11 protein-coding genes are annotated in these 15,134 nt (G+C 73.7%); 6 read left to right on the plus strand and 5 right to left on the minus strand.

The genetic code is table 11. The features are described from left to right. Positions 1-18: 18 nt before the first annotated feature. From ACQEVC_RS27675 to ACQEVC_RS27690, 4 genes are read right to left on the minus strand one after another with little or no spacing between them, the layout of a single operon-like run. Positions 19-543 carry a phosphopantetheine-binding protein gene (locus ACQEVC_RS27675; RefSeq protein ID WP_318393639.1) on the minus strand — a complete coding sequence of 175 codons (525 nt, stop codon included), beginning with the start codon at positions 541-543 and terminating at the stop codon, positions 19-21. Beyond that, the gene (locus tag ACQEVC_RS27680) at positions 524-2,548 is read right to left on the minus strand and encodes an AMP-binding protein (RefSeq protein WP_432883037.1); all 2,025 of its coding nucleotides are present in this window, start codon (positions 2,546-2,548) and stop codon (positions 524-526) included. Before ACQEVC_RS27680 ends, ACQEVC_RS27675 begins: the two co-directional genes overlap by 20 nt. Then, the gene (locus ACQEVC_RS27685; protein ID WP_432883040.1) at positions 2,545-5,769 is read right to left on the minus strand and encodes a non-ribosomal peptide synthetase; all 3,225 of its coding nucleotides are present in this window, start codon (positions 5,767-5,769) and stop codon (positions 2,545-2,547) included. The genes ACQEVC_RS27680 and ACQEVC_RS27685 overlap by 4 nt, the downstream gene beginning before the upstream one ends. Further along, a complete protein-coding gene (locus tag ACQEVC_RS27690) occupies positions 5,766-6,584 on the minus strand; it encodes a hypothetical protein (protein ID WP_432883042.1) in 819 nt (272 codons plus the stop codon). Before ACQEVC_RS27690 ends, ACQEVC_RS27685 begins: the two co-directional genes overlap by 4 nt. A 376-nt stretch (positions 6,585-6,960) precedes the next feature. Between ACQEVC_RS27690 and ACQEVC_RS27695 the strand changes: the two genes are divergently transcribed. Next, on the plus strand, positions 6,961-8,400 hold the full coding sequence (locus tag ACQEVC_RS27695; RefSeq protein ID WP_432883045.1) for a condensation domain-containing protein: 1,440 nt from the start codon (positions 6,961-6,963) through the stop codon (positions 8,398-8,400). A 51-nt stretch (positions 8,401-8,451) separates the two neighbouring features. On the opposite strand, the gene ACQEVC_RS27700 is transcribed toward ACQEVC_RS27695, so the two are convergent. Next, positions 8,452-9,732 carry a helix-turn-helix domain-containing protein gene (locus tag ACQEVC_RS27700; RefSeq protein WP_432883046.1) on the minus strand — a complete coding sequence of 427 codons (1,281 nt, stop codon included), beginning with the start codon at positions 9,730-9,732 and terminating at the stop codon, positions 8,452-8,454. A 162-nt stretch (positions 9,733-9,894) separates the two neighbouring features. Between ACQEVC_RS27700 and ACQEVC_RS27705 the strand changes: the two genes are divergently transcribed. Genes ACQEVC_RS27705 through ACQEVC_RS27725 form a run of 5 tightly spaced genes read left to right on the plus strand, consistent with a single transcriptional unit; the run spans position 9,895 to position 15,115 of the window. Then, positions 9,895-10,647 (plus strand): hypothetical protein, encoded by a 753-nt coding sequence (locus ACQEVC_RS27705; protein WP_432883049.1) that lies wholly within the window; start codon positions 9,895-9,897, stop codon positions 10,645-10,647. Beyond that, positions 10,637-11,950 carry an aspartate aminotransferase family protein gene (locus ACQEVC_RS27710; protein ID WP_432883052.1) on the plus strand — a complete coding sequence of 438 codons (1,314 nt, stop codon included), beginning with the start codon at positions 10,637-10,639 and terminating at the stop codon, positions 11,948-11,950. Before ACQEVC_RS27705 ends, ACQEVC_RS27710 begins: the two co-directional genes overlap by 11 nt. Then, on the plus strand, positions 11,947-13,500 hold the full coding sequence (locus tag ACQEVC_RS27715; RefSeq protein WP_432883054.1) for a GMC family oxidoreductase: 1,554 nt from the start codon (positions 11,947-11,949) through the stop codon (positions 13,498-13,500). Before ACQEVC_RS27710 ends, ACQEVC_RS27715 begins: the two co-directional genes overlap by 4 nt. A gap of 38 nt (positions 13,501-13,538) precedes the next feature. Then, positions 13,539-14,111, plus strand: coding sequence for a hypothetical protein (locus ACQEVC_RS27720; RefSeq protein ID WP_432883057.1), 573 nt, complete (start codon positions 13,539-13,541; stop codon positions 14,109-14,111). Next, entirely contained in the window at positions 14,108-15,115 is a 1,008-nt protein-coding gene (locus ACQEVC_RS27725) for a BtrH N-terminal domain-containing protein (protein WP_432883060.1), read from the plus strand. Before ACQEVC_RS27720 ends, ACQEVC_RS27725 begins: the two co-directional genes overlap by 4 nt. Positions 15,116-15,134 lie beyond the last annotated feature (19 nt).

Here is a 15,134-nt window from a genome sequence, read left to right on the forward strand (position 1 = left end):
CCGGGTGCGGGACGGCCCCTACCGGCGCTGGTCGATCGCCTCGGCGACCGCCCGCAGCGACGGCATCGACAGCAGCTCGTCGAAGGAGAGCGCGACGCCGAACCGCTCGTTGGTCGAGTCCAGCAGCAGCGTGGCGGTCATCGAGTCGCCGCCCAGGTCGAGGAAGTTGTCGTCCGCGGCGACCCGGCGGCGGCCGAGGATCTCCCGCCAGATGCCGGCGAGTTCCACCTCGGTCGGGGTCCGGGGCGGATCGAACCCACACGCACCGGGTTCGTCGACCGCCTCGTGCGCGATCTGTTCGGGCAGTACCCGGCTCTCGGCGTCCCGGGGCAGTTTCGGCAGCACCACGACGAGGTCCGGGAGCTGCTCGGCCGGCACCGACTCCCAGATGTCGTCGCGGATGTCCACCGCAGTGCAGTACAGCCGTGGGGTGACCGCGACGATCCGCCGCGCCCTGGCCCGGACGACCGCGAACTCGGCGACGTCCGGGTGCTGACCGAGCAGCGATTCGACGACCTCGGACTCAGTGGACTGGGTGCTCATCGGGTTCCTCTCCTGGGTCGCCTGCCTGGTCCTCGGCCGCCCGCGCCCGCTCCTCGGCCACGTACCGGGCCAGTTCCGCGACGGTGGCCAGTTCGAAGATCGTGACGGCGTCCAGTTCGACGCCGAGCCGTACCCGTAGCTGCGCGGCGACCTCGACCGCCAGCAGCGAGTCGCCGCCGATCTCGAAGAAGTTGTCGTGTACGCCCACCGAACCGACGTCGAGCAACTCCGCCCAGGTCTGCGCCATCCGCTCCTCGACCTCGGTACGGGGTGCGGTGAACGAGGCCGGGCCGGTGCCGTCGAGCAGCTCCGGCAGGTGTCGCTTCGGCACCTTGCCGGCCGCGTTCCGGGGAATCTCCTCGACGAGCCGGATGATCGCCGGCAACTCCCGCCGGCTCAACTGCCGGGCCGCGTGCTGACGGATCTCCCGCGTGCTGGCCTCGGCCCGCAGTACCACGAACGCGGCGATCACCTCGCCGAGCACCGGATGGTCGACGGGGAAGACGGCCGCCTCGGCCACCGCCTCGTGCCGGCCGAGCACCTCCTCGACCCGGTACGTCGACACGTTGAACCCGCCCACGTTCACCACGTCGTCGGTCCGGCCGGCGAGGAACAGGTAACCGTCGGCGTCCAGGTATCCGAGATCTCCGGTCCGGGTCCATCCGTCCTGGAACCCGGCCGCACCGCCCGCTGCGGTGCCGGAGCCGCCGGTCCCGGCCGTACCGCCCTCGCCCGGGCCGGGGCCGTCGGATCCATCGGACCCGTCGCCGTCCAGGAACCGCCGGGATGGGGCGACCGCGGACCGCAGCCAGACCACGCCCACCGCACCGGCGCCCAGCAGGCTGCCGTCCTCGGCGGTGACGCGTACCTGGTTCGCGCCGACGGGCCGGCCGACGGAGTCCGGCCGGTCGGGGTCGAACTGGGTCGCCACCCGGGCCGGAAACGCCTCGGTCGAGCTGTAGAAGTTGTAGAACGTCGCGTTCGGGAACACCGCCGGCAGCTCCGGCATGATGCCGACCGGCAGGGCCGCGCCGGAGAAGTGCACACCGCGTACGGTGGAGAGTTTCGCTGCCTGGTCCGTCCCGTCCCGGACCAGCCAGTGCCCCATCGCCGGCACCAGGAAGACCGAGCTGACCTGCCACTGCTCGGTCAGCCGCCGGAAGTCGGGGACGGTGAATTCGGGCATGATCACCAATGTCTGCTGGCCGCCGACGCTGTTGACCAGGTGGATCTGTCCGGCGACCGACCCCAGCGGCAGGGCGTGCAGGCCGGGCTGGTTGGCCCGGACACCGGTGGGCCAGGTGGGCTGGGCCCGGACCACGTTCGCGTGGGTCGCGACGACACCCCGGGGCAGCGCGGTGGTGCCGGAGGTGAAGACCACATCGGCGATGTCCAGCGGGGTGGCCTCGATCGGTACCGCCGAGTCGTCCTGTCCGGCGGTCAGCTCGGCGGTGTCGGCGGCCCAGCAACCGACTCCGGCGACCGCCGCCCCGCCCCCGTCCGGGCCGGTGTCGCCGGTCCCCGGCATGCCCTGGCCCGGTTCCGCCGGCCCGGACGGGCGGCGGCCGGAACCGACCGGCCCGGGCGCGCCGACGGTGCCGGGCGCGGTGACGATCCCGGCGACCCGGTGCCGGGCGACCAGCCGCCGGATGTCCTCGCCGGTGAAGCGCTCGCCGAGCAGCAGCGCGGCGGCCCCGACCTTCAGCGCGCCGAAGTACGCCACCACGAACTCCGGCCAGTCCGGACCGGCGAACACCAGGGCCAGCTTGTCGCCCCGGACGACGCCACGGTCCCGCAGTCCCCGGGCGAGCGCGTTCGACCGCGCCTCGATCTCGGCGAAGGTCAGCACCGGTCGACCGTCGACCACGACCGCCGGCCGTTCGGGTACCAGCCGCGCGCTGCGGCGGAGCAGATCGGGTACGACCCGGGGCGCGCCCGAGTCGCCGTACCGGGTGCCCTCGATGCGGGTCCGCGCCGACATCTCGACCCCCTCCAGTCTGGTCATTCGGCCAGCTCACCCGGCTCGTCCCGGGCGTCGCCCGGAAGGTGCCGGGAGCCGCCCCGGACGATGTCGGCCAGCTCGTACGGCGTCGGGGCGTTGAAGACGTCCTGGAGGGTCACCTCGTGGCCGGTCCGGTCGGCGATCCGGGCGGCCAGCACCGCCGCGAGCAGGGACTGGCCGCCGCTGGCGAAGAAGTTGCTCCGCTCGTCGACGTCCGGGCGACCGAGCAGCTCCACCCACAGCTCGACCAGCGACCGCAGCAGCGGGTCGAGCGCAGTCGGTGCGGGTGCCGAGCCGGACGGGCCCGGTCGGGTGGCCGGCGGCGCGACCTCCGGCAGGGCGTGGTGGTCGACCTTGCCACTCGGGGTCCGGGGCAACCCGTCGAGGCGGACCAGGTCGGCGGGGACCAGGTAGTGCGGCAGCACCGCCCCGGCGTGCCGGGCCAGCTCGGTCAGGAACCCGTCGTCGGTGGACGGATCGACCGGCTGCACGTAGCCGACCAGCCGGCCGTCGCCCTGCGGGTCGCCGTGCACCACCACGGCTGCCGCCGCGACCGACCGGTGCCGCTCCAGCGTCGACTCGATCTCACCCAGTTCGATCCGCCGGCCGCGCAGCTTGATCTGCCGATCGGCCCGCCCGAGCAGCTCGATCGTGCCGTCCGGCCGCCAGGTGCCGAGGTCGCCGGTCCGGTAGCGGCGGTCCGGCCCGGGTCCGCCGGCGAACCGTTCGGCGGTCAGCGCCGGCTGGCCCAGATAGCCCCGGGCCACCCCGGCACCGCCGATCCACAGTTCACCGACCACCCCGGGCGGGAGTTCCCGTCCGTCGTCGTCGAGTACGTGCAGGGTGGTGTGCCAGATCGGACCGCCGATGCCGACCGGGTCCGGTACGCCGGGGTGGATCTCGGCCACCGTCGACCAGATCGTCGTCTCGGTCGGGCCGTACACGTTGCACAGCCGGCAGCCCGAGCGGAGCAGCCGGTGGGCCAGCGCGGCGGTCAGCGGCTCGCCACCACACAGCACCCGGCGCCCGGCCAACTCGTCGGTCAGCCGTCCCGCCACCAGGCGCCAGATCGTCGGCGTGCTCTGCACCACCCCGACGTCGTGCCGGGTGACCAGGTCGAGCAGCAGGTCCGGACGGACCTGGGCCGAGTCCGGCGCCACCACCGCGGCACCGCCGTGGCCGAGCGCGAGCAGGAGTTCTAGGGCGGAGATGTCGAAGCCGAACGAGGTCAACCAGAGCGTCCGGTCCCGGTCGGACACGGCGAGATGGTCGGCGAAGAATCCGACGAGGTTGGCCAGGTTGCCGTGGGTGATCTCCACACCCTTGGGCGTTCCGGTCGAGCCGGAGGTGAAGATGACGTACGCCAGGTCGTCGTCCCGGACGAGGTCGAGCCCGGCCGGCACCGCCGGGGCGTCCGACCGGGCCACCGGGTCGAGGTGGTCGAGCCGGAGCACGTGTCGGTCCGCCGCCCAGGCCGGCGGGGGACCGGCGCTGGTGAGCACCGCCCGGACGTCCGCCGCGTCGAGCCGTACCCGCAGCCGGGCGACCGGCTGGGCCGGGTCCACCGGCAGGTAGCCGGCACGTAGCGACCAGGCGGCGAGGACGGCCGCGGCCAGGTCGCCGCCGCGGGGCAGGGCGAGCCCGACGACGGCGCCGGGGCCGACACCGGCCGCCGCGAGGCGTGCCCGGATGACGGCGGCCCGGTCGGCCAGCCAACCACGGTCGCGGGCCTGCCCCTCCGACTCGACCAGCGCGCACTCCGCTCGGCTCTGCCGGATCCGCTCGGCGACCAGGTGCGGCACCAACCGGCTCACCGGGGCCGCGGACCCGTTCACCCGCTCCAGGGTCGTCCGCTCGTCGGGATGCCACATGTCCAGGTCGGCGAGCGGTCGGTCCGGGTCGGCGGCAGCGGCCCGGAGCAGCAACTCGTACCGGCTGATCAGCGCCAGCACATAGGATTCGTCGTGGATCTCCGTGCTGTAGACCGCCTCCAGGGCAATCCGTTCCGGCCAGCGGAGTACCACGAACTGCAGGTCGTACCGGCTCATCCGAGAGTCGACGGTGACCCAGGCGGAGTCCGGCAACGGGCCCGGGGGCACCACGGTCGAGGCGGGCAGGAAGTTGAACATGTGCCGGAACAGCGGCGCGCGCCAGTTCATGGCGTCCAGGCCCAGCCCGCCGAGCAGGTTCTCGAACGACACGTCGGCGTGCTCCAGACCCGCCACCAGTTGCGCGCGGACCTCCGCGACGAGGTGCCGGAAGCTGTCCCCCGGCCGCACCGTGACCCGGAGCGGCAGCGTGTTGACGTGGTACCCGACCCGGCCGGCCGCCGCGCCGCCCCGGGTGTCGACCGGCACCGCGACCACCAGGTCCGGCCCGGCGCCGTGCCGGGCCAACAGCAACAGGTACGTGGCGAGCAGCACCATGTTGTCGGTGACCCGGAGCCGACGGCGCAGCGAGTCCAACGCCGCCCGGCCCTCGGCGGAGAGCACCCGTTCGAGCCGGGCACCGGTGAAGCGGGGCTCCGGCGGTTCGATCCGGGCCCGACCCAGCGGGAAGGTCTTCGGGTCGATTCCGGCCAGCCGCTCGGTCCAGTACCGCAGGCTGGTCTGCCGGGGGGTGGGCTCCCGGTGGCCGGCGTGGGCCGGCGAAACGACCTCGTCGGCCGGCCGGCCGACGTTCCCGGCCGGTGGGTCCGGCGCCGGACCGGCGCCGGCCAGCTCCAGGTAGATCGTGGCGAGTTCCGGCAGGACGATGCCGGCGGACCGGCCGTCGAAGGCGATGTGGTGGACGACCAGGCACAGCACGCTGCCCGGACCGTCCCGGAACGTGACCCGGGCCACCCGCAGCGGCGGCTCGGTGGTCAGCTCGAACGGCTGCCCGGCCAGTTCCGCGAGCGTGTCGGCGAGACCGGCCCTGGTGGTGCGGAGACTCCGCACCGGTGGCGGCGGCAGGTCGGGGTCGAGCACCCGCCGGTACGGGACACCGTCCCGGGCCGGGAAGACGGTACGCAGCACCGGGTGGCGTCGGGTCAGCTCGTGTACCGCGGCGGTCAGCACCGCCGGATCGATCGGGGCGGACGTGCTGATCGCGAACGGCAGGTTGTCCACCGCGACGGCGGGCGCCAGCCGCTGGAAGAGCCAGAGCGCCTCCTCCTTGCGGTTCAGCGCCTCCTCGTCGGCCCGGTCGTGCGCACCCGGCCGTTGCCGGGTCGACTGGGTCATGACCGGCCGGCCAGCGGCTCGGCGACGAGCGCCCGCCCGGCGAGGTCGGCGGCGCGAAGGTCGGCGAGCAGCTCGGGCGCCGGGACGTCCAGCCGGACCTGCCGGTCGGCGCCGGGGATCGGTGGTGGTTCGTGGCCGGCGGAGAGGACGACCAGCGCCGGCCCCGGGCCGTCGGGTGGCGCCGCCGCCGACAGCAACAGGTACCGCAGGTAGGTGTCGATCCGGGCGCAGAGCTGGTCCGCGATGGACGGTGGAACGCCCTGCCCGGCGCAGGCCGGCCGGGCCAGCGCCGCGTACCGGTCGGAGAGTCGCCCGGCCAGCCGGCTCAGGTCGGGCTGGGCCCGTACCTCCTCCCGGGCGGCCTCCCGGGCGGCCCGTACCTCGGCGGCGGGCAGCGCGGCGGCGAGACCGTCCAGCGCGGTCCCGAACTGGTCGTACAGCGTCTCCGCCGTTACCTCGGCCGGGTCGAAGAGGACGACCGGCGGGGTGACCCCGTAGCGGTCCGCCAGCCGTCGGGCCAGGGCACGGGCGAGCGTGCCGCCGGCGCAGTATCCGAGGATGCCGGCCGTCCCGCCCGAAACCGGCAGGTCCCGGTCCAACCAGAGGTCCAGCCCGCCGGCTGGGAAGTCGACCGACGCCGCCGCCACGTTTCGCCAGCCGGTCTCCTCGGTGCCCCACACCGGGTACGGCTCGGGCAGCAGCCGAGCCAGGTCGGTGAACCCGGCCCCGGCCCGGGCCTGCGCCGGGGTGAAGTCGACGGCGAGTAGACCGGGCCCGGCTCCGGGGCGCAGCAATCGCCAGCCTTCGGATGACATACCTTCCCCTCCCGGAACCGGCGGCGTGACCTACCGCCCGGCCCCTTCCCCGTCGAGGCAGCCCGCTCGCCGTCACCCTAGTGCGATCATCCACGTCCGTCGAGGTCCCGGATATTTTTCGGCCGGTTCGAGTCTCGCAGCTAGACAATAACCAGCAGCTCAGCCTGGTGGTCGGGTCGTCGTGCCGCCGGCCGGCCCGACCTACCGTGAGTCGGCTGATCGGGAAGTTTTCCGGACTACTTCCGGAGTGACGGCCGGCCGACCTACTGACCGAAATCCGGTCGGTGCCTGGCCGGGTTCCGGGACCTCCGCTGCCCGGCTGCCGGACGCGTCCGTCCTTGACAGACCTGAATGCCGGATAGCAGGCTCTGAGCCCATGCCGCCGACGGTCACCGCGCTGGCTCGCAGTCAGGAAACGCTCTGGGAGTTCGTCCGCTGCTTCGCGCCGGACGACCCGGGGTGCCTCGGCTACAACGTCTTCGGCACCATGCCGCTGACCGGGCCGGTGGACCTGGCGGTGTTCCGGGGCGCGGTGCGGGACGTGGCGCGACGGCACGATGCACTGCGGATCGTCTTCGAGACGATCGCCGACGACCCGCTGATCCGGATCGAGGACGAGGTCGAGCCGATCGTGACCTTCGTCGACCTCTCCGGCGAGCCCGCCGGTCGGGTCGCCGCGCGGCGGGGCAGCGTACTTGGCTACGAGAGCGGTCGTGCCTTCGACCTCCGCCAGGGTCCGTTGTGGAGCGTGACGCTGGTCCGTTCGTCCCGGACCGACCACACGGTCGCGGTGAGCATGTTCCACCTGATCGCGGACGGTTGGTCGACCGGAGTCTTCCTGCGCGACCTGGCCGCCGCGTTGGCGGCCCGGACCGGTCAGGGTGGCCCGCTGCCCGAGCTGCCCCTCCGGTACGCCGACGCGACGGCCGCGCCGAGGTGGAGCGCCACGGAGCGGCGGCGCCGGACGGAGTTCTGGCAGCGGCAGCTCACACCGTTGCCGGAGGCGTTGCCGTTCCCCGGGGTCGGCGAGGGTGCGGGGGGATGGTCGGGCGGCACGGACGGTCCGGGCGGCGACGCCGGCCGGTACGCCGGGCTGGACGTGACCGCCACGGCGAAGGTGACGATCGGACTCCCCGCCGACCTGGCCCGCCGGCTGCACGGGTACGCCCGGCAGCACCGGATGACGCCGTTCGTGCTCTCCCTCGCGGCCTACCGGGTGCTGCTCGGCGCGATGACCGGCTGGCCCCGGCTGGTGCTCGGGACGGCCACCTCCGGCCGGGACGAGCCGGGGGCGACCGAGCTGGTCGGCCAGTTCACCCACAACATCTACGTGGCGACCACGATCCCGTTGCGGACCACCCTGGCGGACGCGGTCACCGAGGTCCGGACCAGCACCTTCGCGGCGATGCGGCAGGTGGCGTCGTTCAAGGAGATCGCCCAGGCGGTGAACCCGGGCTTCGCGGAGGCCCGGCCCTGGCCGTTCCTGCTGCTGTACCACTCGTGGTTCCAGTCGGCACCGCCGGCCGGTGGTGCGGCCGGTGGCCGGGCCGGGGCCGGGGACGAGGTCCGGGAACAGCGGTCGCGGGGGAGATTGCCGGTCGGGGCCGAGATCGGGCCCGATCGGCGGGCGCTGTGGGCCAAGCGGGGCGAGCCGGGTATGACGGTCAGCGACGACCGGCGGAGCGCGGAGCTGAACTACAACCCGACGTGCTACGACCGGGACGCGGTCGTCGACGCGGTCCGGGGGTACCGCGTCGTGCTGGAAGAACTGCTGCGTGACCCGACCCAGCGCATTTCAGACCTGAAGCTCTCCTGACCGGCGCCGGGCCGGCCGGCCCGGCGCGTGGGGCGACCGTACATCTACCTCTCAGCCCCGGGCGGCGGCCTGCTGGCGCAAGGCGTCGATCTTGCGCCAGGACTCGGCAGCCCGCCGGTAGTTGCCGTCTGCCTCGTAGCGCTCCGCCGCTTTGCGCTGCCACTCGATGGCTTCGTCGATACGGCCGATCCGTTGCAGCGCGTCGCTCAGCCCGGCGAGCGCCATCACCGTCTCGCTGCCGTTGACCTGCTGCGGCCGTTCGAGCAGCTCGGTGTAGAGCCTGGCCGCCTCGGCCGGGTTGCCGGCGGTGAGCTCGTAGTGCGCCCGCTCGCGCTGCGCCGCCAACCGGTCCGGCTCGAGCCCGGCCAGGCGCGCGTTCAGCTCGGCCGAGTCGATCCAGTCGCGGGCCTTTTCGAGGTCGTGCCCGCCCTCCAGCAGGACCGACGCGGTGAACCGGGAGAACCGGAGCCAGTCGTGCAGGGTCATGGTGCCGAAGACCAGGGTCCGATGTGCCGCCAGGAGGTGCTCGTACGCCGGGGCCGGGCGGCCCATCCGGGAGTAGGCCATGCTGGCGATCCAGTGCGTCCGGCCGAGGACACCTGCGTACCCGCCGTCGTTCGCCAGCCGGATCATCTCCTCGATCGTGCGCTCGGCGGCGTCGAAGGCGTTGGTCTCGACCTCGATCGAGGCGAGGATGCCGAGCAGTTGGACGTGCTCGCTGCTGCCGCTCAGTTCGCCCTTGCTGACCAGTTCCACCGCCTCCTGGGCGGCCTTCTGCGCGCTGGCCAACCGGCCCATCTCGCGCAGGATCGACGCGTTGTGCGCGGCCAGCACGACCTGGATGGCGGGGGAGCGGTCCACACTGGGGATCCGGCGCAGCTCGTCGACCAGGGCGAGTCGTTCCTCCTGGTCGCCGGCATCGGTCAGGACCTTGAGCAGTTCGATGCCGTACGCCAGACCGGCCTCGTCGTTGCCGGTGAGGCGCGCGCCGGCGAGCTTCTCCTCGATCAGCTTGCGGGCCCCGGCGAGGTCGCCCATCTCGGCGAGACGGCGCATCTCGACCTGGGCGACGAGTTCGGACGGTTCCCGGCCGCGGCCGCCGCCGAGTCCTTCCACCTCGTAACCGAGCAGCTCCTGTGGGGTGACGTCGAGCAGCCGGGCCAGCCGGATCACGACCTCGAGGCTGGGCACCCGGCTGCCGTTCTCCAGCAGCGAGATGTAGCTCGGCGTCATGTTGTCGCCGGCCAGGGCCTTCTGTGACAGGCCCATCTCGATGCGGCGGTTGCGCAGACGGTTACCAAACTCCGGTTGACCCACCACAAGTTCTTTCATCGGTGTTGTCGACTCCAGTCACTAAGTCCGATGTTTACCACTGTATCGCTACGCCGCTCTGTTGAGGGACTCGAATCGCCCGTCCTCGGCGAAATCTAGGTGTTGACGGCAGCAGATTACTGGAGTCATCATAGCTTAACTGGAGTTGAGGAGGTGATGGGGATGTCCGGACGCACCGGGGGCGGTCCATCCGTGGTGGCGCTGTGGAGCGCGCCGCGGTCACGATCGACCGCCTTCCTGCGCATGATCGCCGAGCGCGGCGACCACGTGGTGTTGCACGAGCCGTTCTCCCAGCTCACCGATTTCGGGGCGTACGTCGTCGCCGGGCAGACCGTGCGCGGCGAGGCCGAGCTGATCGCGCGGATCGAACGGCTGGCAGCGGACGGGCCTGTCTTCTTCAAGGACACCACCGACTTCCGCTACCCGGGCCTGCTGGCCGACCGCGGTTTCCTGCGCCGGGTCAGTCACATCTTCCTGATCCGTGACCCGGCGGCCGCCATCGCCTCGCACTTCGCCCTCAACCCGCGGCTGACCAGCCCGGAGGTCGGGTTCGAGCGACTGGCCGAGATCCACGACGCGGTCACGGCCGCGGGCGGGGCGGCCGTGGTGGTCGACTCCGACGACCTCGTCACCGATCCGCCGGGCACCGTCGCGGCGGTCTGCGCCGCCGTCGGCTGGGACTTCCGGCCGGACACGCTGTCCTGGTCACCGGGTCTGCTGCCGCAGTGGCAGCGCACCAGCCGGTGGCACGTGCGCACCGGCGCCACCGACGGCTTCCGCCCGGTACCGGCCGAATATCCGGACACCGTGGCCAACCATTCCGTGCTCGCCGCCTTCGACGCCCATCACCGGCCGTTCTACCAGCGGCTGCGGGACCGGCGGATCGCCATCGAGAGGAACAGCAGTGTCCGTTGAGATCGAAGCCCCGCCCGGCCGTATCGGCCTGTGGCACGGGATCACTCCGCTCGCCGTGTCCGCCGAACTGCTCGACGAGGACGCCCAGCAGGTCAGCGGCGCCGGCGTCTGGGTGACCGACCGGGCCGGCCGCACGTTCCTGGACGCGCGGGCCGGGATGTGGAACGTGGCTCTCGGCTACCGTCACCCCACGGTGATCGACGCCGTCACCGCGCAACTGCGGACCCTCCCGGCCGGCGTCACCATCCGCTTCGAACAGCCGCCGCAGATCACCATGGACTACGCGGAGCGGCTGCTGGACCGGGTCGGCGGTGACTACGCCACGGTGAAGCTGTACCAGTCCGGCGCCCAGGCGGTCGAGGGCGCGGTGCTGCTCAGCCGGTACCTGAGCCGGATCGAGGGGACGCCCGGCCGGGACCGGATCATCGCGCTGAAGAGCAGCTGGCACGGCGCCGGCGTGGCGGCCGGCGCGGTCACCGGCGAGCCGCACGTGCACGGCGCCTGCGGACCGCTGATGGCCGGGGTCAGTCACGTCGACCCGCCCGGCCCGGACGACACCGGCACCGGATGCGCCGCCGTCGCCGCGGAGTTCGACCGGCTCGGCCCGGACCGCGTCGCCGCGGTGATCGTCGAGCCGGTTCTCGGCACCGACGTGCGGCCGCTACCGGACGGCTACCTGGCCGGCCTGGCCGCGCTCTGCCGTCGCAGGGGCGCGCTGCTCGTCGTGGACGAGATCACCACCGGCTTTGGCCGCACCGGGGCACTGTCCCGCTCGCTGGCCGACGGGGTGCACGCCGACCTGCTGCTGCTCGGTAAGGGCATCACCGGCGGCTACCTGCCGATGTCGGCCATGCTGGTCGGCTCCGCACTGGCCGCCCGGCTGCTCGGCAGCCCCACCCGGGAGGGCTTCCCGCACGGCTCGACCAGCGACGGGTACCCGCTCGGCGCCGCGGCCGGGATGGCGGTGCTCGACGTCTTCGACGCCGGCCTGCTGGACCACGTCGCGGTCGTCGGCGCGTACCTGCGGGACCGGCTGGAGACGCTGCGCGAGCGGCATGCGTCGATTGTGGACATCCGCGGTCGCGGCCTGATGCTCGGCATCGAACTGGCCACCGGCGGGGTGCCGTGGCCGGCCGCCCGGTGCGAGTCGCTCCGCTTCGCCTGCGAGGAGCACGGGCTGCTGATCCACACCGGCAACAACGTCGTCGACCTGATGCCGCCGCTGATCGTGACCGCGGCCGAGTGCGACGAAATCTGCGCGCGGTTCAGCCGCGCCCTGAGCGGGGCGGAGGCGGGCTGGTGACCGGCGCGGGGAAGGCGTCCCGTCACTTCGACGTGGCGGTGGTGGGCGGCGGTAGCGCCGGCGCGGTCGTCGCCGCCCGGATGGTGACGGCGGGCGCCTCGGTGTGCCTGATCGAGGCGGGGCCGGACTACGGCCCGCTCGGCGCCGGACGGTGGCCCGCCGACCTGCTCGACCCGCGAATCCTGCCCACCTCGCACGACTGGGACGTGCACGGGGAGATCACCACGTCCCGGGCCCGGGTGCTGGGCGGATGTTCGGCGCACAACGGCTGCTGGTGCGTCCGGCCCACCCCGCTCGACGCCGCCGAATGGGTGGCCGGCAGCGGCGGGGACTGGACCCCGGCCGAGGTCGGAGCCGCCGTCGCCCGCGCCGAGGCGGTGCTGGCCCCGCGGCGGGTGCGGGCGGACGCCCTCACTCCGGTGGCCCGCGCCGCACTGGCCGGCGCGGACCGGCTGGGCGTGGCGATGCTCGGCGACGTCAACGACGCCACGGCGATCGACGGAGCCGGGCTGCCGTGGGTCAACATCCACGGGTCGGTGCGCTGGAACACGGGCTTCGCGTATCTGGACGGCCTGCGCGGGCTGCCCGGTCTCACCATCGAGGCGGATCTACCGGTCGACCGGCTGCTCTTCACCGGCGCCCGGGCGACCGGCGTACTCGGCCACCGCCACGGTGTGCCGGTCACGGTGGCGGCCGACCGGGTCGTGCTGACCGCGGGTGCGTACGGCACCCCGGCGGTCCTGCTGCGCAGCGGTGTCGGACCGGCCGACGAGCTGGCCCGGCACGGGATCCCGCCGGTCCAGATCCTGCCCGGCGTCGGCGCGAACCTGGCCGACCACGTCGGCTCCGGGCTCACCTTCGCCGCCTCCGACGACCTGATCGCGGCCACCGGCGCGTTCGCGGCCGAGCACGACTTCTTCCCCAGCCAGGTGCTGTGGAAGGCACGCAGTCCGCACTGCGACCCGGGCGGCTGGGACGAGTTCATCCTGCCGATCCCGCAGTACGACCCCACCCGTCCCGGTCGCGCCGGGTACCACGTCCAGCTGCAGGCCTTCTGCATGACCCCGCGCTCGCGCGGCCGGGTCCGGCTGCGCGGCCGCGACCCGCAGACGCCGCCCGAGATCGACCCGCGGTTCCTGACCGACCCGGAGGGCCACGACCTCGCGGTGATCCTGGACGGGCTGGAGCGGGCCCGCGAGCTGGCCGCGACCCCGGAGCTGGCCGGGCTGCTCGCCGCCGAGCTGCTGCCCGGCGCGGACGCGACCGACCGGGACGAGCTGGTCGAGCACGTCGAGGCCACGGTCCGCGGCTACTGGCACCCCACCGGGACCGCCGCGATGCTGCCCGACGCCGACCCGATGTCGGTGACCGGCCCGGACGGGCTGGTCCGGGGCCTGGACAACGTGCACGTCGCGGACGCCTCGGTCATCCCGGTGTCGCCACGCGGCAACACCAACCTGCCGGTCGTCGCGGTGGCCGAGGTGATCGCGGCCCGGCTGGCCGGCGCGGCCACCGCCGCCCGGGAACCCTCACTGGGTCTGGTCGCCTGACTGTCCCGGACGCCACGACGCGGAAAGGAGCACCACCGATGCGGGAGCAGGTCCCGATCGAGCTGGCGGCACACCTCAACAACGCGGGCATCACCCCGGCCAGCGACACCGGCCGCGGCCGATTCAATGTCTGGCGCAACTCGCTGCCCGGCGAGGAGCTGCCACTGGGCCGCCCGGTCACCGCCGGCGGCGTCCGCTTCGCGTTCCCCGCCGCCGGGCCCGGCCGGCCCGACAACGTGCGCTGCGAGGGGCAGCTCGTGACGGTACCGCCCGGCCGGTACGACTGGTGCTGCCTGCTCGCGGCGGGGGAGCGACGGGTCGAGGACGAGGTGGCCCTGCACTTCGCCGACGGCAGCGTGGACTTCGAGGCGGTGCGGGTCTCCGACTTCTGGGCCGCCTCGGCGGTGTTCGGCGAGGAGGAGGCCGTCGCCACGTCGGTCATGCACTACCCGCAGCACGTCCAGCCCGGGGTCACCGCGCACATCTGGTGCCAGCGCGTGCCGGTGACCCGCCGGGCCGAGCTGCGCCGGCTACGCCTGCCGCACAACGTCGCGCTGCACGTCTTCGCAGTCACCCTGTGCCCGTCCCGGGAGGAGGCGAACGCGGTATGACCTGCGTTCGGAGCGTCACCCAGTGGTACCGCGACCCGGTCAGCTGCCTGCAGTCCACCCTGGCCACCCTGCTGCTGGAAGCGGGCCACGATCCGCTCGAGGTGCTCGGGCTGAGCTGGGAGTTCCGGTACCACCCCGGCGACGTGCGGCCGGAGGAGTACTACTGGCCCTGCCGCCGCCCCGGCGACCTGGCCGGGAGCCTGCTGCCGCTGCACGACGTCACCTCGCGCTGGCGGGCGATCGACCCGGCCGACCCGCTCGGTGAGTGGCGAGACGCGCTCGCCGGTGGGCGGCTGCCGGTGGTCGCGGTCGACAACTACCACCTGCCGTTCCGGCCCGCGTACCACGACGTGCACGCCGCCCACCTCCTGGTGGTGTACGACGTGGACGAGACGGCCGGCACCGTGGCGGTGTCCGACGCCATGCCCCCGGACTTCGCCGGCCCGTTACCCGCCGAGGTGCTGCTGCGTAGCTGCGCCGCCGCCGGGGTGGACGACGAGCAGGACGTCTTCTTCAGCGGCCCGGTCACCAGTGGCGGCCGCTGGCTCGACGTCCGCCTGCCGGCCACGATCCCGGCCCTCGACCCGGGTCGCCTGGGACTCGCCCTGGAGGCCAACGCCGCCGCGTTCGCCGCGCCGTCCGCGCACGCCTGGACCGGCGCCGACGGGCTGCACCGGTACTGCGCGCGGACCGGCACGGCGGCCACCCCGGAGCTGCTCGCCGAGGCGTACACGTTCGGCTGGGGCATGCAGGCCCAGGCGTCGCTGCACGGCGAGCTGCTGCGCACCCTCGGCGCCCGCTGGGACCGGCCCGCCCTGGCCGAGGCCGGCCGCCGGGTCGAGCAGGTGGCGCACCGCTGGACCGCGGTCCGCGTGACGGCCGCGCACGGCCGCGACGACCTGGCCGGCTGCGCCGGCCCGCTGCGGGACCACCTCGGCCGCCTGCAGCGGGCGTACCAGGAGGCGCAGGCCGCCCTCGGCCGGGCCGCCGTCGACCTCCGATGACCACGACCGCGAAGGAGAG

Origin of the sequence: Plantactinospora sp. CA-294935 (genome assembly GCF_050936445.1) — a bacterium.
Lineage (GTDB): Bacteria > Actinomycetota > Actinomycetes > Mycobacteriales > Micromonosporaceae > Plantactinospora.

Bases quoted from the DNA above. Each gene is read 5' to 3' on its own strand.
- ACQEVC_RS27725 (WP_432883060.1), top strand. From the start codon at position 14,108: ATGACCTGCGTTCGGAGCGTCACCCAGTGGTACCGCGACCCGGTCAGC.
- ACQEVC_RS27705 (WP_432883049.1), top strand. From the start codon at position 9,895: ATGTCCGGACGCACCGGGGGCGGTCCATCCGTGGTGGCGCTGTGGAGC.
- ACQEVC_RS27680 (WP_432883037.1), bottom strand. From the start codon at position 2,548: ATGACCAGACTGGAGGGGGTCGAGATGTCGGCGCGGACCCGCATCGAG.
- ACQEVC_RS27675 (WP_318393639.1), bottom strand. From the start codon at position 543: ATGAGCACCCAGTCCACTGAGTCCGAGGTCGTCGAATCGCTGCTCGGT.
- ACQEVC_RS27720 (WP_432883057.1), top strand. From the start codon at position 13,539: ATGCGGGAGCAGGTCCCGATCGAGCTGGCGGCACACCTCAACAACGCG.
- ACQEVC_RS27700 (WP_432883046.1), bottom strand. From the start codon at position 9,732: ATGAAAGAACTTGTGGTGGGTCAACCGGAGTTTGGTAACCGTCTGCGC.
- ACQEVC_RS27685 (WP_432883040.1), bottom strand. From the start codon at position 5,769: ATGACCCAGTCGACCCGGCAACGGCCGGGTGCGCACGACCGGGCCGAC.
- ACQEVC_RS27690 (WP_432883042.1), bottom strand. From the start codon at position 6,584: ATGTCATCCGAAGGCTGGCGATTGCTGCGCCCCGGAGCCGGGCCCGGT.
- ACQEVC_RS27695 (WP_432883045.1), top strand. From the start codon at position 6,961: ATGCCGCCGACGGTCACCGCGCTGGCTCGCAGTCAGGAAACGCTCTGG.